The organism is Cellulosimicrobium sp. MI9406 (genome assembly GCF_040595865.1).
In the GTDB taxonomy this organism is placed as follows: domain Bacteria; phylum Actinomycetota; class Actinomycetes; order Actinomycetales; family Cellulomonadaceae; genus Cellulosimicrobium; species Cellulosimicrobium funkei.
This window is the reverse complement of sequence record NZ_JALIZI010000004.1, coordinates 357,076-376,746: the sequence shown is the minus strand read 5'-3', so window position 1 is coordinate 376,746 and position 19,671 is coordinate 357,076. Positions and strand designations below refer to the sequence as shown.

Genomic DNA, 19,671 nt, shown 5'->3' with positions numbered 1-19,671 from the left:
GTCAGGCGCGCTTCGCGCGCGAGACCGCGCGGGCGCGCTCGGTCTGGTCGAGGACGACCTTGCGGATGCGGACGACCTCGGGGGTGACCTCGACGCACTCGTCCTCGCGCGCGAACTCCAGCGACTCCTCGAGCGTGAGGTGGCGCGGCGGGACGAGGTTCTCGAAGTTGTCGGCCGTCGAGGACCGCATGTTCGTGAGCTTCTTCTCCTTGGTGATGTTCACGTCCATGTCCTCGTTGCGCGAGTTCTCGCCGACGATCATGCCCTCGTAGACCTCCTGCGTGGGGTCGACGAAGAACGAGCCGCGCTCCTGGAGGTTGATCATCGCGAACGGCGTCACCTTGCCCGCGCGGTCCGCGACGAGCGAGCCCGTCGTGCGGGTCTCGATCGCGCCGGCCCACGGCTCGTAGCCCTCGGAGATCGACGACGCGATGCCGGTGCCGCGCGTCTCGGTGAGGAACCGCGTGCGGAAGCCGATGAGGCCGCGCGCCGGGACCATGAACTCCATGCGGATCCAGCCCGTGCCGTGGTTCGACATGGTCTCCATGCGGCCCTTGCGCTGGGCGAGGAGCTGGGTGACCGCGCCGAGGTACTCCTCGGGGACGTCGATCGTCATGCGCTCCATCGGCTCGTGCGTCTTGCCGTCGATCGTGCGCGTGACGACCTGCGGCTTGCCGACCGTGAGCTCGAAGCCCTCGCGGCGCATCTGCTCGACGAGGATCGCCAGCGCGAGCTCGCCGCGGCCCTGGACCTCCCACGCGTCGGGGCGGTCGGTCGGGAGCACGCGCAGCGACACGTTGCCGACGAGCTCGGAGTCGAGGCGGTCCTTGACCTGGCGGGCCGTGACCTTGTGGCCCTTGCCGCCCTTGCCCGCGAGCGGCGAGGTGTTGATGCCGATGGTCATCGAGATGGCCGGGTCGTCGACCGTGATGAGCGGCAGGGGGCGCGGGTCGTCGGGGTCGGTGAGCGTCTCGCCGATCGTGATGTCCGCGATACCCGCGACGGCGACGATGTCGCCGGGCCGGGCCTTGTCCGTGGGGACGCGGTCGAGCGCCTTCGTCTCCAGCAGCTCGGTGATCTTCACGCTCTGGAGCGTGCCGTCGTGGCGCGCCCACGCGACGACCTGGCCCTTGCGGAGCTCGCCGTTGAAGATGCGCAGCAGCGCGAGGCGGCCGAGGAACGGCGACGCGTCGAGGTTCGTCACGTGCGCCTGGAGCGGCGCGCCCTCGTCGTACGTCGGGGCGGGGATCTTCTCGAGGATCGTCGTGAACAGCGGCTCGAGGTCCTCGTTCGAGGGGAGCTGGCCGTCCAGCGGCTGGTCGAGCGACGCGCGGCCGGCCTTCGCGGACGCGTAGACGACCGGGACGTCGAGGATCGCGTCGAGGTCGAGGTCCGGCACGTCGTCCGCGAGGTCGGACGCGAGGCCCAGCAGCAGGTCCGTCGCCTCGGCGACGACCTCGGTGATGCGCGAGTCGGGCCGGTCGACCTTGTTGACGACGATGATCACCGGGAGCTTCGCGGCGAGCGCCTTGCGGAGCACGAACCGGGTCTGCGGGAGCGGGCCCTCGCTCGCGTCCACGAGCAGCACGACGCCGTCGACCATGGACAGGCCGCGCTCGACCTCGCCGCCGAAGTCGGCGTGGCCCGGGGTGTCGATGACGTTGATCGTGATGCCGTCGGGCTCGCCCACCGCGGCGGCCGCCGGGCCGGCGTACCGCACCGCGGTGTTCTTCGCGAGGATGGTGATGCCCTTCTCGCGCTCGAGGTCACCGGAGTCCATGACGCGCTCGTCCACGTGCTGGTGCGCGGAGAAGGCGCCGGACTGGCGCAGCATCGCGTCGACGAGCGTGGTCTTGCCGTGGTCGACGTGGGCGACGATCGCCACGTTGCGCAGGTCGGAGCGCACAGACATCTACGGTTCTCATTTCGTGGGGTACGAGGGGCGACGACGGCCGGCCACCTCAGCGCGCACGACGGCGGGCTCGGCCCGCCGCAGCATCACGGAGCACGGGCCGTCACCCGGGCCCGGCTATCCTACCGGGTCCGCGCTCGGGACACCATGCCCGCCGTCGTGCACCGTTCGGAGGCGCCTCCTCAGGAGGTGCCTCCTCCGGAGGGTGTCTTGCGCCGCGGCCGACGGACGAGCGCGCGCCATCGGTCCGGGCGGTCGGGGTAGAGCTCCTCCCACTGCTCGGAGATCGACTCCGAGACGCGCGTCGTCACGTGCTCCGTGAGCGCGGCGCGCGCGGCGCGCCGCTCGGCGCGCAGGATCGCGGCGTGCTCGACCCGGAGCGCACGCACCGTGGAGACGGCCATCCCGATCATCACCACGGAGAACGGAAGCGCGATGAGGATCGCCGCCGTCTGCAGCGCCTGGAGACCGCCCGCGAGCAGGAGCGCGATGGCCAGCAGGCCGGAGGTGCCCGCCCAGAAGATGCGGCTCCAGGTGGGCGGGTTCGGGTTGCCCCCGCTCGCGAGCATGTCGACGACGAGCGAGCCGGAGTCCGACGACGTCACGAAGAAGATGACGATGAGCACGATCCCCACCACGGCGAGGACGTTCCCGAGGGGCATGCCGTCGAACAGCTGGAAGAGCGCGGTGTCCGTGTCGACCTCGCCGTCCACGAGCATGCTGCCGGGCTCCATGAGCTCGCGGTACAGCGCCGACCCACCGAACACGGAGAACCAGAGCGTCGTGACGATCGTCGGGACGAGCAGGGTGCCGAGGACGAACTCGCGGACCGTGCGACCGCGCGAGATCCGGGCGATGAACACCCCGACGAAGGGGGCCCAGGAGATCCACCAGCCCCAGTAGAAGATCGTCCACTGCGACTGCCACTCGAGGCCGGCCTGGCCCTGGAAGGCGGTGGTGTCGAACGTGAGGCGCACGACGTTCTGCAGGTAGTAGCCGAGCGACTGGACCCACTCGCGCAGGAGGAACAGCGTGGGGCCGAGGACCAGCACGAGCGCCAGGACCACACCGGCCAGGATCATGTTGCCGTTCGACAGCCACTTGATGCCCTTGCCCAGACCGGACACGACCGAGAGCGTCGCGAGCGCCGAGATCGCCACGATGAGCCCGATCTGCAGCGCGGTGCTCGGCTCGACCACGTCGAGGTAGCCGAGCCCGGCGGAGATCTGGAGCACGCCGAACCCGAGGGACGTCGCGACGCCGAAGACGGTGCCGATGATCGCGACGACGTCGATGACGTCGCCGAGGCGCCCCTTCACGCGCTCGCCGAACAACGGCTCGAGCGCCCACCGGATCGAGACGGGGCGGCCCTTGCGGTGGATCGCGTACGCGAGCGCGAGCCCGGCGACGACGTAGATCGCCCACGCATGGATGCCCCAGTGCAGGTAGCTCTGCCCCATCGCGGCCTGCGCGAGCGACGCGTCGCTCCCCTCGACGCCGGGCTTGGGGCTCACGTAGTGCGAGAGCGGCTCGGCGACGCCCCAGTAGACGAGGCCGATGCCCATCCCGGTGGCGAACAGCATCGCGAACCACACGGGCAGCCGGAAGAGCGGCGTCTCCTCGTCCTTGCCGAGCACGATGTCGCCGAACCGGCTCAGGCCCATCCACAGCGAGAAGACCACGAAGCCCGCGACGACGATCACGTAGTACCAGCCGAAGGCGCCGATGACGTCGGTCTGGAGCGTGTCCAGCACCGCCGTGACGGTGTCCGTGAAGAGCACCGTGAGCAGGACGAAGACCAGGATGATCCCCGCCGCCGGGTAGAAGACGCGCGGGTCTGGCCGGCCCGTCCGCGGGGCGTCCGGATCGTGCGAGGACACGACCGGCGCGGAGCCGGTGCCCGGCCCGACGGCGTCCGTCGCCACGGCGTCGGTCGTCGCGGCCTCGGTCGTCGCGGCGTCGGTCGTCACGGCGCCCTCGTCGCGGGGCGCCTCGGCCCCTCCCCCGTCGGGCGCCGGTGCGGCCTCCTCGTCACGTGCTGGCTCGCGGGGCGTCTCGTGGTGCGGGGCGTTCATGGCCTCAAGGCTTGTCGGACGCGCGGGCCCCGGCAACCGGAACGCCCGCCCGGGCAGCCGGTACACCCGTCGTGACAGCCGGGACACCCGTCGTGACAGCCGGGACACCCGTCGTGACAGCCGGGACGCCCCGGGGGCGGCCGCGTGCGCGGCCGCCCCCGGGGCGTCGTGAGGGCTCAGCGAGCCGTGGAGCGTGCGATCAGAAGCCGGCGCCGGCGGTGGGCGGGGCGCTGCGCTCGTGGTCCACGTCCTCGCGCGCCGCCGCGAGGGCGCGCTCCTCGTCCGCCAGCGAGGACACCTCGTCGTTCGCGATGTCGCGGGCGGCGGCCTCGAGGAGGGCGTCGCGCGCGGCACGGCGCTCGCGCTGCGCGGCCGGGTCCGGGACGGGGACGGCGGCGAGCAGGCGCTGCGTGTACGCGTGCTTCGGCTCGTGCACGATCTGCGACGTGTCGCCCACCTCGACGAGCTTGCCCTTGTGCATCACGGCGATGCGGTCGGACAGCAGCTCCACGACCGCGAGGTCGTGCGAGATGAACAGGCACGCGAACCCGTGCTCGCGCTGCAGGTCGGTGAACAGGTCGAGGACCCTCGCCTGGACCGACACGTCGAGGGCCGACGTCGGCTCGTCCGCGACGAGCAGCTTCGGCTCGAGCGAGAGCGCCCGCGCGATGCCGACGCGCTGGCGCTGACCGCCGGAGAGCTCGTGCGGGTAGCGGTTGCGCATCGCCCGGGGAAGCTCGACCTGGTCGAGCAGGCGCTCGACCTCACGGCTGAGCTCCTTGCCCTTGACGCCCTTGTGCAGCATGAGCGGCTCGCCGATCGACTCGCCGATGGGCAGACGCGGGTTGAGCGACGACCCCGGGTCCTGGAACACGATGCCGACCTCGGTGCGCAGCGGCCTGAGGTCCTTGGGCCGGGCACCCACCATGTCCGTCCCGACGATCTTCAGCGAGCCGCCCGTGACGGGCAGCAGCCCGACGGCCGCGCGGCCGATCGTCGTCTTGCCGGAGCCCGACTCGCCGACCAGGCCGACGACCTCGCCCTGGTGGATCTGGAGCGAGACCTCGTCGACCGCCCGGAACGCCGCCTGCCGGCCGCGGCCCGGGTACTCGATGACCATGTCCTGCGCGTCGAGCACGAGCGGCCGCTCCGGGACCGGGGCGCCCGCGGGCACGCGGTCCGTGGCGGTCGTCGTGCCGCGCTTGGAGCCGAGGTGCGGCACGGCCTCGAGGAGGCGCACCGTGTACGGGTGCTGCGGGTTGCCGAAGATCTCGGCCGACGTGCCGCGCTCGACGACCTGGCCGTCCTTCATGACCATGATCGAGTCCGCCATGTCGGCGACCACACCCATGTCGTGCGTGATGAGGATGATCGCCGCGTCGACGCGGTAGCGCAGGTCGCGCAGGAGCTTGAGGATCTCCGCCTGGACCGTGACGTCGAGCGCCGTGGTGGGCTCGTCGGCGACGAGGAGCTTCGGGTCGCATGCGAGGGCCTGCGCGATCATCGCGCGCTGGCGCTGCCCGCCGGAGAGCTGGTGCGGGTACGCGTCGAACCGGCGCTCGGGCTCGGGGATCTCGACGAGCCGCAGGAGCTCGATCGCGCGCTTCTTCGCGTCGGCGGGGCCGACGTTGAAGTGCGTCCGGATGGTCTCGACGATCTGGAAGCCCACCGTGTAGACGGGGTTCAGCGCCGTCATCGGCTCCTGGAAGATCATGGAGATCTCCTTGCCGCGGACGTGCCGCAGCGAGCCGTGCGACATGCCGATGAGCTCGCGGTCGCCGAGCTTCGCCGAGCCGCTGGCGCGGCCGTTCGGCGGGAGCAGGCCCAGCAGCGCGAGCGACGACTGGGACTTGCCCGAGCCGGACTCGCCGACGATCGCGAGGACCTCACCGGAGTGGAGGTCGTAGCTCACGTCCGCGGCCGCGGGGTACCAGGCCTTGTCGACGTAGAAGTCCACGCCGAGGTTGCGCACGGTCAGCACGGGGCTGCCCTGGCGCGCGGCCGGGGCCGCGGGAGACGTCTCGATGGCCACGCTGATCAGTGTCCTTCCTGCTGGAGCCGGCGCTCGTGGCGCCGCGACTCTGCGAGCATGGGCGCATGGGTCCCACGCTGGTCTTCCGTTCGACGTACGGCCGAGTTCTCACGGTGGCGACGGGCGTCGTCGCCGTCGCCCTCGGTGTGAGCACGGCCCTGACGGGCGACGTCGGCGCGGTCGTCGGCGCACTGGTGCCCGCCGCGCTCGTGACGTACCTCGTCTGGATGCTGTTCTGGCGTCCCGCCGTCGAGGTGTCCGACGGCGGGGTCGAGGTCCGCAACGTCACGCGCACCGTGCACGTGCCGTGGACGGCGTACGAGGGCGTCGACACCCGCTACTCGCTCGAGGTGCGCTACGCCGGCGGACGCGTGACCGCGTGGTCCGCGCCCCGCTCGAGCGGCACGGCGCGCTGGCTGCGCAGCTCGCGACGGCGCGCCGTCGGCCAGGACCAGGTGGTCACCGGCGCGAGCGCCGAGGCCGTGGCCGACGCCGTGACGCAGCGCCACGCGATGCTCGCGGCGGCCGGCCACCTCGACCGGGCGGTCCAGGGCGCCCCCGGTGCCCGCACGACGTGGCACGTCGTGCAGCTCGCCGTGCTGGGCGCGCTCGCGGTGGGGACGGTCGTGGCGCTCACCGTCTGACCGCGGCGCGCCGCGCCGCCCGAGAGGTCCACGACCTCCCGGGCGGGCGGCGACGACGGCGGTCATCAGCTGGCCCCGGCCTCGCCGGTCGCGCTCGGCGCCGTGGCGGCCGTCGGGCGGGCGACGCGCTTCGCGCGGGCCATCTTGCGCTCGGAGGGGATGCGCTTCTGACGGGGGTCGAACGCGTCGCGCAGGCCGTCACCGATGAAGTTGACGCACAGCGCGATCGCCACGATGAACAGACCCGGCCACCAGAACAGCCACGGACGCGTCGCGAACGCCTCCTGGTAGTCGCTGATGAGCTTGCCGAGCGAGGTCGCCGGCGCCTGGATACCGACGCCGAGGTAGCTCAGCGCGGTCTCCAGCAGGATCGCCGAGCTCATGAGCAGCGTGACGTTGACGATGATCACACCGACCGCGTTCGGCAGCATGTGCTTGAAGATGATCCGCGTGTCGCTCGCGCCCGCGACCCGGGCGGCGTCGACGAACTCGCGCTCGCGCAGCGAGAGGAACTCGCCGCGCACGAGGCGCGCGAGCGGCGGCCACAGCACGAGCCCGAGGAACGCCCCGAGGATGAGCGCGTTGCTGCCGCCCGAGAGCAGGGCCAGCACCGCACCGATGACGATGACCGGCATCGTGATGATGAGGTCCGTGAACCGCATCAGCCACGAGTCGGTACGACCGCGGTAGTACCCGGAGAGCGCCCCGACGAGGACGCCCGCGATCGTCGCGATGACGCCGACGGAGAGCACGACGAGCAAGGAGGTCTGGGTGCCCTGCATGACGCGGGCGAACACGTCGCGGCCCGCCTCGTCCTGGCCGAAGATGTGCGCCTCGGACGGTGCACCGCCGTTGACCAGGGGGTACGTGGACCCCTGCCCGGACGGCTTGTAGGCGTACCAGCCCTGCCAGCCGCCGATGCCGATCGAGGTGATCGCGAGCGCGACGATGCCGATCAGCACGACGAGCGCGACCACGGCGCCCTTGTGGTGGAAGAAGCGACGGCGGACGATCTGGCCCTGGGACAGGCCCTCGACCTCGCGCAGCTCGATCTGGTTCTCGACCGCGCCGCTCTGCGACGCGTCGTTCGGTGTGTTGGTCATGCGTTCACCCGGATCCGCGGGTCGAGGGCTGCGTAGATGAGGTCAGCCACGATGTTGGCGATGATGGCGAGGGCCGCGACGATGACGAGGTACGCCATGACGGGGTCGATCTCGCCGCGTTGCAGCGCGTTGAGGAAGAGCAGGCCCATGCCGGGCCGGGCGAACACCTTCTCGGTGATGATCGCGCCGCCCAGGAGCGTGATGACGTCGATCGGGACGATCGTCGCGAGCGGGATCAGCGTGTTGCGGAACCCGTGGCGCATGACGACGGTCCGCTCCGGCAGGCCCTTCGCCCGAGCCGTGCGGATGTAGTCCTGGCTCATCACCTCGAGCATGCTCGCGCGCGAGTAGCGGGTGTACCCGGCGAACTGGATGAGCACGAGCGCGATCGTCGGGAGCAGCAGGTGGGTGTACTGGTCGAGGACCTGTACCCAGAAGTTGCCGCCGAGGTTCGGCGTGCTGTTGCCGATCGTCGGGATGGGCCGGCCGTTGATCGCCGGTGCGCCGAAGTACGCGGGCCAGACCGACATCACCTTGTCGACGAAGACCATGGACCCGACGAGGAACGCGGTGATGGCGGCGGCACGCGCGGACACGCCCTTGTCGGGACCGCCCCACGCGTACCCGACCCCGATGCCGACGCCGACGGTGACCACGGCGAGCACCAGCACGATCCACCAGTTGTCGACCTGCTTGAGGACCGACTGGATCGGGAAGTAGACGACGACCCCGATCAGGACGGTGGTGAGCGACGCATAGAGCGCGCGGCGGTTCTTCAGCCCCGAGACGAGCGCGGTGATGGCGAAGGCCAGCGCGGCACCCGTGACGACGATGATGACCGGGCCGAGGTTCGGCTTCTCCCACCAGCCGGAGAGCTGCAGGTAGAGCAGCGCGAGCGCGCTCGCCGCGAAGCCCAGGCCGAAGACTGTGAGCCGCCGCCGCGCGGTCCCGCCGAAGGCGAGGGACCACAGCAGGCCGGAGATCGCGCCGATGCCGACGATCACGAGGATCGAGAGGTTCGGGTCGCGGAGGAAGTCGTTGAAGCCGATCGCGCCCCACTGCTTGAGCAGGACGGCGACCCAGAAGGCCGGGAGGGAGTACAGCACGAACGAGACGAAGATCGTCAGGTAGTCGAAGGTGCTGTACTGCCGCAGCGCGCTGACGATGCCGACCATGACGCCGAAGACCACGGCGAGGACGGTCGCGGCGGCGACGAGCTGGATCGTCGAGATGACCGCGCCCTGGAGCAGGGTCGAGACGGACTGGCCACTCTGCCAGGCCGTGCCGAGGTCACCGGTCACGAAGTCGCCGAGCCACTTGAAGTAGCGGATCACCGACGGGGTGTCGAGATCGAGGTCGGCGGTGCGCTGGGCGATCAGCTGGGCCTTGTTGGGCTTCGTGCTCGACTCGAGATCCGCGAAGATGTACGGCCGGATCGCGGCGTCGACGAGCAGGTACATCGCGAACGTGGACACGAGGAGGGTCGCCAACCCTGCCAGCACACGCCGCGAGATGAAGGAGAACATCGGAGGTCTTACCTCGCTGGTCGGTAGGGACCCCGGGTCAGGGGCCGGTCGATTCTACGCGCGGGTCTCGCGTGGTCGTGAACCGAGGGCCCGGGACGCCACGGGTCTGGGCGTCGGGGCGGGTGCACGCGAGGACCGGGGGCCCCGGGCGGACAGCCGCCGGGACCCCCGGTCTCACACCTGGACGGCCCTGCCACCGCACGGGGCGGCGGCAGGGCGCGTCAGGGACTCAGGGCACTCAGCCCTCGAACGTCCAGTTCCAGAACCCGTGGAAGATCGTCGGGCTGATCGTGATCGACTCGACGCCCTTCAGGTTCTCGTCCCAGCCCTGGATGGCGGGGAACTGGAAGATCGTCACGCCGAAGCCATCGGCCCAGAGGTTCTTCTCGACCTCGAGCTGGAGCTGGAACTGCTCCTCCGGGTCGGTCGAGACCTGGAGCTTGTCGAGCGCGGCGTCCACGGCGGGGTTGTTGTACTTGCCGTAGTTGTTGACGCCCGGGTTCGGTGCCCAACGGAAGTTCGCGTCCGACTCGGTGACCGCGGTCGAGGTCGACTGCCAGCCGAACAGCGACGCGTCGTACTGGTCCTGGCCGGTGGCGAGGAGCGTGCCCCACTCGGCGGCCGGGCGGCCCGTGTCGACGATCTCGAAGCCGGCCTGCGCCGCCGTGTCGGTGATGAGCGCGAGCTCGTTCACGCGACGCGTGTTCTCGTTGTTGTACGCGAAGCGCACCTGGACCGGGGTGGCGACCCCGGCGTCGGCGAGCAGCTGCTTCGCCTTCTCGATGTCACCGGCCGGCGGGTAGAAGTCCGAGCCGTTCTCGGCGACCATCTGGTCGTAGTTCGGCGAGCCCGGGAGCAGGATGTTCGAGTTGCGCACCTCGGCGTCCGGGTTCAGCGGCTTGATGAGGTTGTCGACGATCGTCTGGCGCGGGATCGTCAGCAGGAACGCCTGGCGCACGGCCTTGGCCTTCTCGGCGTCGCCACCGTAGGAGTTGGCGTCGAACGGACCGCCGTTCTGGAAGACCAGGTCGACGTGCTCGTACGTGCCCTCGATGCCCGAGTGCGTCTCGACGCCGTCGAGGCCCTCGAGCGCCGTGCGGACGTCCGCGGAGGCCTGCGGGCCGATCAGGTCGACCTCACCGTTCTCGAGCGCCTGGACCTGAGCCATCGGGTCGTCGATGTACCGGACCGTGATGGTCTCGACCGAGCCCTTGTTCTTGCCCTTGAAGTCCGGGTTCGCCTTGAGCGTGAGGTACTGGTTCTCCTTGTACTCCTCGAGCGTGTATGCGCCGTTGGAGACGTAGAGCGAGGGGTCCTCGGGGAGCGAGGTGAACTCGAAGCCCTCGTTCCAGAACTTCGAGATCTTCGCCAGCGCCGCGGTGTCGTTGTTGAGGATCGCGTCGCGGACGGCGGCCTTGGCCTCCTCCGGGTCCTCGATCTCGAGCGCCTTCTGGCCCACGACGTGCGCCGGGACGAACTCGTTCGTCCAGCTGAGCTCCCAGTCACCGAACGGCTTGTCGTACACGACGGTGATCGACTTGTTGTCGTCCGAGATCTCGGGGTTCTGCGAGATGAGCGCGACGCCCGGGTCCGAGCCGTCGAAGTAGACACCGGCGTCCACCTCGGCCTGGTTCGTGACGTTGCCCTCTTCGTCCGTCTGGGCCTCGACCGTGTTGAACTTGCCGGACTGACCGGCCCAGTCCAGCAGGATCTCCGTCGCGTCGACCGGCGTGCCGTCCGACCACTTGGTGTCGTCGCCGAACGTGTACTTCACCGTCAGCGGGTCGTCCGAGAGCTTCTCGTACGTGCCGAACGACTCGTCCTTGACGATGTTCAGGTCGGCGTCGTAGTAGCTGAAGCCCGAGTTGAGCATGTAGTTGATGACGGCGTTCTGCGTCGCGTTGCCGTTCTGGGAGCTCAGGTTGAGCTCGTTGAGCGGGGCCTCCCACGCGACGGTGACGGCGGTCGCGGTGTTGATGCCCGCGTCGTCGCTGCCGTCGGTCTCGCCCTCACCCGACGTGCCGCTGCACGCCGAGAACAGCAGCGCCCCCGTGACCGTCACGGCCAGGGCGGCACTCGTGCGCCTGATCTTCAATGTTCCTCCTCCAAGGGATGGTGGGCGCGGACGAGCGGACGTCGATCGCCCCTCGGCCGCCCCGTCCGTCGCACGCTCGCCCTGCGGCCGGCGCGCGTGGACGGGCATGCCCACCACGGTTTGGGCCCACGCTACCCAGCAAGTTGCGAAGGATCTCCCCCTTGCCCGGTTGCGGCAGGTGATCGTTACCGAGTTGATACTGGCCGGTACGGGCGCGTTTCCGGGCCGCGACGGCCGGGAAACATGCGCGAAACCTCCGGCCCCGGACGCACGGACGCCCGCCGCGTCTCACGATGCGGCGGGCGTCCAGGGCTGTGACCTGCGTCTCAGACGTTGAAGCGGAACTCCACCACGTCGCCGTCGGCCATGACGTAGTCCTTGCCCTCCACGCGCGCCTTGCCCGCGGCGCGCGCCGCGGCGACGGAGCCGGTCTCGACGAGGTCCTCGAACGAGACGACCTCCGCCTTGATGAAGCCGCGCTCGAAGTCGGTGTGGATGACCCCGGCCGCCTGGGGAGCAGTCCACCCCTTGTGGATGGTCCACGCGCGCGCCTCCTTGGGCCCGGCGGTGAGGTACGTCTGCAGGCCGAGCGTGTCGAACCCGACGCGCGCGAGCTGGTCGAGGCCTGCCTCCGCCTGCCCCGACTCCGCGAGCATCTCCTTCGCCTCGTCGGGCTCGAGCTCGACGAGCTCGGACTCGAACTTCGCGTCGAGGAAGATCGCCTGGGCGGGTGCGACGAGCGCGCGCAGCCGCGCCTGGAGGTCCTCGTCGGCGAGGCCCGCGTCGTCGGTGTTGAAGACGTAGATGAACGGCTTCGCCGTGAGGAGCTGCAGGCTCGCGACGTCCGCGAGCTCGAGGCCCGCGGCGGCCGCGCCCTGGAAGAGGGTCGTGCCGGCCTCGAGGACCGCCTGCGCCTTCTGGGCCGCGTCGAGGAGGGCGGCGTCGCCCTTCTTGATCCGGACCTCCTTCTCGAGGCGCGGGACCGTCTTCTCGAGCGTCTGGAGGTCGGCGAGGATCAGCTCGGTGCTGATCGTCTCGATGTCGCCCTCGGCGTCCGTCGAACCCTCGACGCGGACGACGTCCGGGTCGGAGAACGCGCGCGTCACCTGGCAGATGGCGTCGGCCTCGCGGATGTTCGCGAGGAACTTGTTGCCGAGCCCCTCCCCCTCGCTCGCACCCTTGACGATGCCCGCGATGTCGACGAACGACACCGTGGCGGGCAGGACGCGCTGGCTGCCGAAGATCTCGGCGAGCTTGTCGAGGCGCGGGTCCGGGAGGGACACGACGCCGACGTTCGGGTCGATCGTCGCGAACGGGTAGTTCGCGGCGAGTACCTGGTTGCGCGTCAGGGCGTTGAAGAGGGTGGACTTGCCGACGTTGGGCAGGCCGACGATGCCGATAGTGAGTGCCACGTCGGCCGAGTCTACGGGCCGGGACCGCAGCGCGCGGTCCCGGCCCGCGCGTCAGGCGTACGACAGCACGCGCTGGAGCAGCTCGGGCGCCCGGCGGTCGTACGTGCGGGCACCCCACCGCACGCCGAGCACGAGCACCACGGCACCCACGACCACGCCGACCGCGAGGGTGACCCACCCGAGGACGGGCAGGTCGGCGACGATCGCGATGACACCCGGGACGAGGAACGGGAGCGACAGCGCCAGGACGAGGAGCATCGCGACCGTCTGGGCGGCGAGGGTGGCCATCGCGGCGCCCTGCGGCTGCTTGAACGGGCTGTCGCCCGGCTTGGGCACCGGGTAGAGCAGGCGCGCCGACGTCGCGCTCGAGATGCCCGTCGAGGTGAGCAGCGTGCCCGCGGTGAGACCGAGCAGCGCGGGCAGCGCGTCCCAGCGCCCGGCCACCGCGACGGAGACCAGCGCGAAGAGGAGGGTCACGGCCCCGCCGGCGACGAGCACCGGGAGCGCCCGGCCCCAGCGGTCCGCCCGCCCCGGGACGCCCGACGACACGTGGAGCGCGAACGCGGTGTGGTCGTAGGCGATGTCTGCCGAGATGGAGAAGCCGAGGATCCACGCCGTGAAGGGCGCGAGCGCGAGGAAGATCTCCGAGCCGGTGCCGCCGCCGACGACGAGCAGCACGACGGGGATGAGCGGCACGACCGCGATCGACCCGGAGTAGCGCGGGTCGCGCAGCCAGTAGGTGGCGGTGCGCGCGGCGACGGCGCCCGTGGGCGTCGCCGGGAAGCGCGAGAAGAAGCCGAGGCCCTTGGCGCGGCCGCCCCCGCCGGAGGTGGGCGGCGTGACGAGGGCGCGGGCGAGCGCCTTGTCCCACACGACCCACGCGACCGCGAGGGTCGCCAGCGCCACGACGAGCCGCGCGAGCGCGAGGCCCCACGCGCCGTCGTGCACCGCGGCGCCGAGGCCCCACGGCGCGCCGAACGGCGTCCAGGCCACGACGTCAGCGAGGCGCGTCACCATGCCGCGCACCGCGTCGCCGTCGACCGGGCCCCCGCCCAGCTGGGACCCCAGCCACGCGAACGCGGGCCCGATGAGGACGAGCGGCACGAACGCGGCGATCGTCACGACCTCGCGGTAGCGCCGCGACTCGAGCAGGGGCGCGAGCGCCGTCGTCGTCGCGCGCGAGCCGACGACGCACAGCGCGACCGCGACGACGGCGCCCACGAGCGCGGCGAGGACCGCGAGGGGCGTGCGCCACCACGCGAACGACGCGCCGAGCGCCGCGAGGGCTGTGACGATGCCCGGGATCGAGACGACGCCCGCGACGGCGAGGCCGGCGAGCAGCCGACGCTGCGGGATGCCGAACAGCACGAAGCGCTGCGGGTCGAGGGTCGCGTCCACACCGAACGCGAAGAGCGGGATCACCCACCACCCGAGGACGGCGAGCGCCCCGGCGAGGATCGTGATCGACCCGGCGAGCGCGGCGTCCTCGGTGCCGAGGACGACCATCCCGACGACGAGCATCCCGACGACGAACAGCCCGTAGAGGACGCCCACGACGAAGCCGATGGTCTGCCACACGCTCCGGCGGAACGCGTTCCCCATGAGCGTGAGCTTGAGCCTTACGAACTGCGCAACCACGCGAGGCCCTCCGTGCTCTGCCGACCGCCCACGAGCTCGACGAACCGGTCCTCCAGGCTCTGGTCGCCGCGCACCGCGTCCACGGTGCCCGCGGCGAGCACGTGCCCGCCCGCGACGACCGCCACGTGGTCGCACATGCGCTGGACGAGGTCCATGACGTGCGACGACACCACGACCGTCCCGCCGCTGGCGACGTAGCCGGCGAGGATGTCGCGGATGTTGGCCGCGGAGACCGGGTCGACGGCCTCGAACGGCTCGTCGAGCACGAGCGTGCGCGGCGCGTGGATGAGCGCGGTCGCGAGCGCGATCTTCTTCGTCATGCCCGCGGAGTAGTCGACGACGAACGTGTTGGCGTCCTTCGCGAGGTCGAGGGCCGCGAGCAGCTCCGTGGTGCGCTCCGCCACCGTGTCGCGGTCCATGCCGCGCAGCAGGCCCGCGTAGGTCACGAGCTGGGCTCCGGTGAGGCGGTCGAAGAGGCGGACGCCGTCGGGCAGGACGCCGAGCTGGCGCTTGCCCGCGACCGGGTCGGCCCACAGGTCCGTCCCGTGGACGTGCGCGGAGCCGGCGTCGGGCCGCAGGAGGCCCGTCGCCATGGAGAGCGTCGTCGTCTTGCCGGCGCCGTTGGGGCCCACGAGCCCGTAGAACGAGCCTGCCGGCACGTCGAGGTCGATGCCGGCGACCGCGATCTTCTCCCCGAAGCGCTTCCACAGGGCGCGCAGGGACAGCGCGGCGGTGGGGTCCGGGGGCGCGGGCTGTCCCGGCGGAGCCGTGGGCCGGGGGTCGGGCGCGACGCCCGGCACGCTGCCGGGGACGGGCGCGCCGGCGGGCGCGACAGGTGGGGCGGGGTGGGGATCGACCATGGCGCCAAGGTAGCCGAGCCCCGGGCCGCGGGGCGGTGCCTTTTGTCACGACCTGCGCGACGGCGCCCGCCCGCGCGCCGACCGACGGTGCTGTCGGTGCCCCGTGGGAGGGTGCGGCCATGGACTCCTCGGGATGGTTGCTCTTCGCCGTCGGACTCGTGCTGGGGCTGGTGGTCGGCGCCGCGCTCGTGCTCGCGGTGCGGCGCGCCTCGCCCGACGCCGCGGGCGCGGAGGTCCGCCGTCTCACCCAGCTCCTGGGCCAGGCGCAGCAGGACGCGGCGCGCGGCGCGGGCCTCGCCGAACGGCTCGAGGCGGAGCGCGAGGGCTTCGCGCGCCAGCTCGGCGCGGCCCAGCGCAGCGCGGACGAGCGGCTCGACCTCGCCCGGGCCACCCACGAGCAGCAGCTCGCGGAGCTGCGGGCCGCGGCCGAGCGCCGCGTCGCGGAGATCCAGGGCGACCACCGACGGCTCGAGGCCCAGTTCGAGGCGCTCTCGCGCAAGGTGCTCGCCGCGGGCACGGAGCAGTTCCTCGTGCAGGCGGAGGAGCGCATGCGGCGCAGCCAGGAGCAGGGGGCGGCCGAGCTCGCGCGCCGCGAGGAGGCCGTGCGCCACCTGGTCGAGCCGCTCGCCGGGGCGCTGGAGAAGGTGCGCGCGGAGGTCGCCGAGGCCGAGCGGGCCCGCCTCGCCGCGCACGGGAGCCTCGCGGAGCAGGTGCGCGGGGTGCGCGACGCCTCCGAGCTGCTGCGCGCCGAGACGTCGCAGCTCGTGACGGCCCTGCGCTCGTCGCAGGTGCGGGGCGCGTGGGGCGAGCTCCAGCTCCGGCGCGTCGTCGAGGCGGCGGGCATGCTCCCCCACGTCGACTTCGTCGAGCAGGACCAGGTCGCGACCGACGACGGCGCGCTGCGTCCGGACATGGTCGTCCGCCTCGCGGGCGGCAAGCAGGTCGTGGTCGACGCGAAGGTCGCGTTCCTCGGCTACCTCGACGCGCAGGGCGCCACCGACCCGGCCGTGCGCGCGGACCGCCTGGCCGCCCACGCCCGCCACATGCGCAAGCACGTCGACGACCTCGGCGCCAAGCGCTACTGGGACCAGTTCGGCCCGGCACCGGAGTTCGTCGTCATGTTCGTCCCGGCGGAGTCGTTCCTCTCGGCCGCCGTCGAGCAGGACCCGTCGCTCCTCGAGCACGCGGTGTCGAAGAACGTCGTCATCGCGACGCCCATGACGATGGTCGCGATGCTGCGGACGATCGCGTACGCGTGGCGGCAGGACGCCCTGGCCACGAACGCGCAGCAGGTCCTCACGCTCGGCAAGGAGCTCCACGGGCGGCTCGCGGTCATGGGGTCGCACCTGGCGAAGCTCGGGCGCCAGCTCCAGAGCGCCGCGGACTCCTACAACCGGACGGTCGGCTCGCTCGAGACGCGCGTGCTCGTCAGCGCGCGCCGGTTCGCGGACCTGCACGTCGTCGACGACGAGCTGACGACGCCCCCGACGGTGAACCCGCAGCTCAGCGCGGTGAGCGCACCCGAGCTGCTCGCGTCCGTCAACGAGTCCGTGGTCGCGATCGACGAGCGCCCGGACGACCGCGACGAGCCCCGGCGGGAGCCGTCGGCCGGCGGGGCGAGCGCCTGACCGCTCCCCCGGGGCCGACGGCCGCGGAGGGCTCCGGCGCGGGCGTCAGACGGGCTGGACGGAGAGCGAGGTGCGGCCGCCGCGGGTGGGGCGCCCGCCGTCGGCCGTCGAGCCCTTGAGGTCGGCGCGCAGCTCGCGCGGCAGCGAGAACATGAGGTCCTCCGTCGCCGTGCGGACCTCCTCGACCGCGCCGAACCCGCGCTCCGCGAGGTAGGCGAGCACGTCGTCCACGAGGATCTCCGGCACGGACGCGCCCGAGGTCACGCCCACGGTCGTCGCGCCGTCGAGCCAGGCCGGGTCGATCTCCTTCGCGTGGTCGACGCGGTACGACGCCCCGGCCCCCGCCTGGAGCGCGACCTCGACGAGGCGCACGGAGTTGGACGAGTTCGCCGAGCCGACGACGATGACCACGTCCGCGTCGGGAGCGAGCTTCTTCACCGCGACCTGGCGGTTCTGCGTCGCGTAGCAGATGTCGTCGCTCGGCGGGTCCTGGAGGGTCGGGAACTTCTCCCGCAGCCTGCGGACCGTCTCCATCGTCTCGTCGACGGAGAGCGTCGTCTGGGAGATCCACACGACCTTGTCCGGGTCGCGGACCACGACGTCGTCCACGTGGTCGGGCGAGTCGACGACCTGCACGTGGTCGGGGGCCTCCCCCGCGGTGCCCTCGACCTCCTCGTGGCCCGTGTGGCCGATGAGCAGGATGTCGTAGTCGTCCTTCGCGAAGCGCACGGCCTCCTTGTGCACCTTCGTCACGAGCGGGCACGTGGCGTCGATCGTGTCGAGGTTGCGCGCAGCTGCGGCCGCCTTCACGGCGGGTGACACGCCGTGGGCGGAGAACACGACGCGCGCACCCTCGGGCACCTCGTCGGTCTCGTCGACGAAGATCGCGCCGCGCTCGCTGAGCGTCTCGACGACGTACTTGTTGTGCACGATCTCCTTGCGCACGTAGACCGGCGCGCCGTAGTGCTCGAGCGCCTTCTCGACCGCGACGACGGCGCGGTCGACGCCCGCGCAGTAGCCGCGCGGTGCCGCCAGCAGGACGCGCTTGCGGGTCCCGTCGACGGCAGGGGTCGCGACGGGGCGGTCGGTCGGGGACGCGGACGAGCCGGCGGGGAGGACGCTCACGCTCCCGAGTCTAGGCGAGCGGCGGTCGCCCGACCCCGGTGAGCCCGCTCACCCACGGCCCTGGCCCGACGTCGTCACGTCCCGCGCGCGAGGCGCACACAGACCCTCCGCGCGCGGCGTGATGCACGCGGGTCTCACCCGTCCGCCGGGCGCGCCGGGTCGACGTCCGTCCCGCCGCCCCCCAAGATCGAGGGCATGAGCGACGACCCGGGCGGCACGACGTCACCCGTGCCCGACGCGCCCCGACGGCGCCGCCGCGTGTGGTGGTGGCTCGTCCCGCTGCTGCTCGTCGTCGTCACGGCGGCGGTCGTGGTCGTCGGGACGCTGGAGCACCGCGCGTGGGTCGCCGCCGTCGAGCGCTACGACGCCGAGGTCGCGCGCGTGACGCAGGACGCGACGGACGGGCGCGCGCAGGCCGAGGCGGCATACCCCACGCGGCTCGTCCCGACGACCGCGGCGGAGGTCGCGGGCGCGGCGCTGCTCGCCGCGAGCGAGGGCCAGGTGGACGACCCGGCGGTCCGCGAGCCCCTGGCCGCGGCGCTCCAGGAGGCCACCGCGCTCCGCACGACCCCGGTGACCTACCCGGAGGAGGACCGCACCGTGGACGCCCTGTCCCGCCCGAACCCGCTGCACCCGGGCTCGCGCCCCGCCGTCCACGTCGAGGTCGTGACCGGCTCCGAGCCCACGGCGGACGCCCTGGACGAGGCCGCCACCGCCGTCGTCGAGGCGGCGGAGCCCGTCGCGACCGCGCAGCGGCAGTGGGCGTACGACGGTCTCGAGGCGGCGGCGACCGAGGGCCGGCCCGTCCTCACGGAGTCGGCCGGCCTCGTCACGGACGAGGGCACGCGCACGACGCTCGACGGGCTGCTCACGCAGGCGACGACGACGCTGGACGCCGGCCCGGGCGGCGCCCCGGTGGCCGAGACCGTGGCGCTGCGCGACGCGGTGCTCGCGGCGACGGAGGCCGTCTGGTCGGACCGGCTGGCGCTCCAGCTCGCCCAGCGGCGCGACCAGGCGCGAGCGACGGGCGTGGACTGCGCGGTCGAGCGGTGCGTGGCGCTCACGTTCGACGACGGGCCCGGGCCCGACACCGAGCGGCTCCTGCAGGTGCTCGCGGAGAAGCACGTCTCGGCCACGTTCTTCCTCGTCGGGAGCAACGTCGAGAAGCGGCCCGACGTCGTGCGCGACACGGCGGCCGCCGGCCACCTGCTCGCGAACCATACCTGGGACCACCCGCAGCTCACGACGCTCGACGACGACGCCGTCCGCGACGAGCTCGCGCGCACCCAGGCCGCGATCGAGAGCGCCGCGGGGGTCACCCCGACGCTCCTGCGGCCCCCGTACGGGGACGTCGACGACCGCGTGCGGTCGGTCGCGCTCCGCTCCGGTCTCCAGGTGGTGCTGTGGAACCTCGACACGCTCGACTGGAAGACGCGCGACGCCGCGGAGACGCGTCGCCGCGCGGTGGAGGGCGCGCGACCGGGCAGCGTGGTGCTCATGCACGACATCCACGCCTCGACCGTCGACGCCGTGCCCGGGATCGTCGACGACCTGCGCGCGCAGGGCTACCGGCTCGTCACCGTCGACCTGCTCGCGCCCTGAGCGCTCGGCCGGCGCGCCG

At 72.2% G+C, this 19,671-nt stretch carries 13 protein-coding genes; 3 read left to right on the top strand and 10 right to left on the bottom strand.

Annotated features, from left to right (window positions below):
* Position 1 precedes the first annotated feature (1 nt).
* The 3 genes from typA to MT994_RS09820 all read right to left on the bottom strand — a co-directional run bounded on the left by typA (position 2) and on the right by MT994_RS09820 (position 6,019).
* Complete coding sequence (gene typA / locus MT994_RS09830) at positions 2-1,912, bottom strand: translational GTPase TypA (RefSeq protein WP_354806057.1); 1,911 nt, start codon at positions 1,910-1,912, stop codon at positions 2-4.
* 182 nt (positions 1,913-2,094) lie between these two features.
* Positions 2,095-3,987, bottom strand: a complete 1,893-nt coding sequence (locus MT994_RS09825; RefSeq protein ID WP_354806055.1) for a BCCT family transporter — start codon at positions 3,985-3,987, stop codon at positions 2,095-2,097.
* Positions 3,988-4,186: 199 nt separating this feature from the next.
* Positions 4,187-6,019, bottom strand: a complete 1,833-nt coding sequence (locus tag MT994_RS09820; RefSeq protein ID WP_228485270.1) for an ABC transporter ATP-binding protein — start codon at positions 6,017-6,019, stop codon at positions 4,187-4,189.
* 65 nt (positions 6,020-6,084) lie between these two features.
* Here MT994_RS09820 and MT994_RS09815 point away from each other — a divergent pair, with 65 nt between their 5' ends.
* On the top strand, positions 6,085-6,663 hold the full coding sequence (locus tag MT994_RS09815; protein ID WP_354806054.1) for a PH domain-containing protein: 579 nt from the start codon (positions 6,085-6,087) through the stop codon (positions 6,661-6,663).
* A 65-nt stretch (positions 6,664-6,728) separates the two neighbouring features.
* Here the strand turns inward: MT994_RS09815 and MT994_RS09810 are convergent, their stop codons facing one another.
* The 6 genes from MT994_RS09810 to MT994_RS09785 form a co-directional block, all read right to left on the bottom strand.
* Entirely contained in the window at positions 6,729-7,766 is a 1,038-nt protein-coding gene (locus MT994_RS09810; RefSeq protein WP_043654598.1) for an ABC transporter permease, read from the bottom strand.
* Complete coding sequence (locus tag MT994_RS09805; protein WP_021482266.1) at positions 7,763-9,292, bottom strand: ABC transporter permease; 1,530 nt, start codon at positions 9,290-9,292, stop codon at positions 7,763-7,765. Before MT994_RS09805 ends, MT994_RS09810 begins: the two co-directional genes overlap by 4 nt.
* A gap of 238 nt (positions 9,293-9,530) precedes the next feature.
* Positions 9,531-11,387, bottom strand: a complete 1,857-nt coding sequence (locus MT994_RS09800) for an ABC transporter family substrate-binding protein (RefSeq protein ID WP_354806053.1) — start codon at positions 11,385-11,387, stop codon at positions 9,531-9,533.
* Positions 11,388-11,713: 326 nt separating this feature from the next.
* Positions 11,714-12,799, bottom strand: coding sequence for a redox-regulated ATPase YchF (gene ychF, locus MT994_RS09795; protein ID WP_021482415.1), 1,086 nt, complete (start codon positions 12,797-12,799; stop codon positions 11,714-11,716).
* A gap of 51 nt (positions 12,800-12,850) precedes the next feature.
* Positions 12,851-14,437, bottom strand: a complete 1,587-nt coding sequence (locus tag MT994_RS09790) for a hypothetical protein (protein ID WP_354806051.1) — start codon at positions 14,435-14,437, stop codon at positions 12,851-12,853.
* Positions 14,419-15,297, bottom strand: coding sequence for an ABC transporter ATP-binding protein (locus tag MT994_RS09785; RefSeq protein WP_081895765.1), 879 nt, complete (start codon positions 15,295-15,297; stop codon positions 14,419-14,421). Before MT994_RS09785 ends, MT994_RS09790 begins: the two co-directional genes overlap by 19 nt.
* A gap of 119 nt (positions 15,298-15,416) precedes the next feature.
* Between MT994_RS09785 and rmuC the strand changes: the two genes are divergently transcribed.
* Positions 15,417-16,925, top strand: coding sequence for a DNA recombination protein RmuC (gene rmuC, locus MT994_RS09780; protein WP_081600197.1), 1,509 nt, complete (start codon positions 15,417-15,419; stop codon positions 16,923-16,925).
* A gap of 45 nt (positions 16,926-16,970) precedes the next feature.
* Here the strand turns inward: rmuC and MT994_RS09775 are convergent, their stop codons facing one another.
* Entirely contained in the window at positions 16,971-18,050 is a 1,080-nt protein-coding gene (locus tag MT994_RS09775; RefSeq protein ID WP_021483536.1) for a 4-hydroxy-3-methylbut-2-enyl diphosphate reductase, read from the bottom strand.
* Between the two features lie 195 nt (positions 18,051-18,245).
* Here MT994_RS09775 and MT994_RS09770 point away from each other — a divergent pair, with 195 nt between their 5' ends.
* Positions 18,246-19,652 carry a polysaccharide deacetylase family protein gene (locus MT994_RS09770; RefSeq protein WP_354806049.1) on the top strand — a complete coding sequence of 469 codons (1,407 nt, stop codon included), beginning with the start codon at positions 18,246-18,248 and terminating at the stop codon, positions 19,650-19,652.
* The last annotated feature ends 19 nt before the right edge of the window (positions 19,653-19,671 follow it).

Coding starts and splice junctions, on each gene's coding strand:
- MT994_RS09810 (WP_043654598.1), bottom strand. CDS start 7,766: ATGACCAACACACCGAACGACGCGTCGCAGAGCGGCGCGGTCGAGAAC.
- MT994_RS09785 (WP_081895765.1), bottom strand. CDS start 15,297: ATGGTCGATCCCCACCCCGCCCCACCTGTCGCGCCCGCCGGCGCGCCC.
- MT994_RS09825 (WP_354806055.1), bottom strand. CDS start 3,987: ATGAACGCCCCGCACCACGAGACGCCCCGCGAGCCAGCACGTGACGAG.
- MT994_RS09770 (WP_354806049.1), top strand. CDS start 18,246: ATGAGCGACGACCCGGGCGGCACGACGTCACCCGTGCCCGACGCGCCC.
- rmuC (WP_081600197.1), top strand. CDS start 15,417: ATGGACTCCTCGGGATGGTTGCTCTTCGCCGTCGGACTCGTGCTGGGG.
- typA (WP_354806057.1), bottom strand. CDS start 1,912: ATGTCTGTGCGCTCCGACCTGCGCAACGTGGCGATCGTCGCCCACGTC.
- MT994_RS09805 (WP_021482266.1), bottom strand. CDS start 9,292: ATGTTCTCCTTCATCTCGCGGCGTGTGCTGGCAGGGTTGGCGACCCTC.
- MT994_RS09815 (WP_354806054.1), top strand. CDS start 6,085: ATGGGTCCCACGCTGGTCTTCCGTTCGACGTACGGCCGAGTTCTCACG.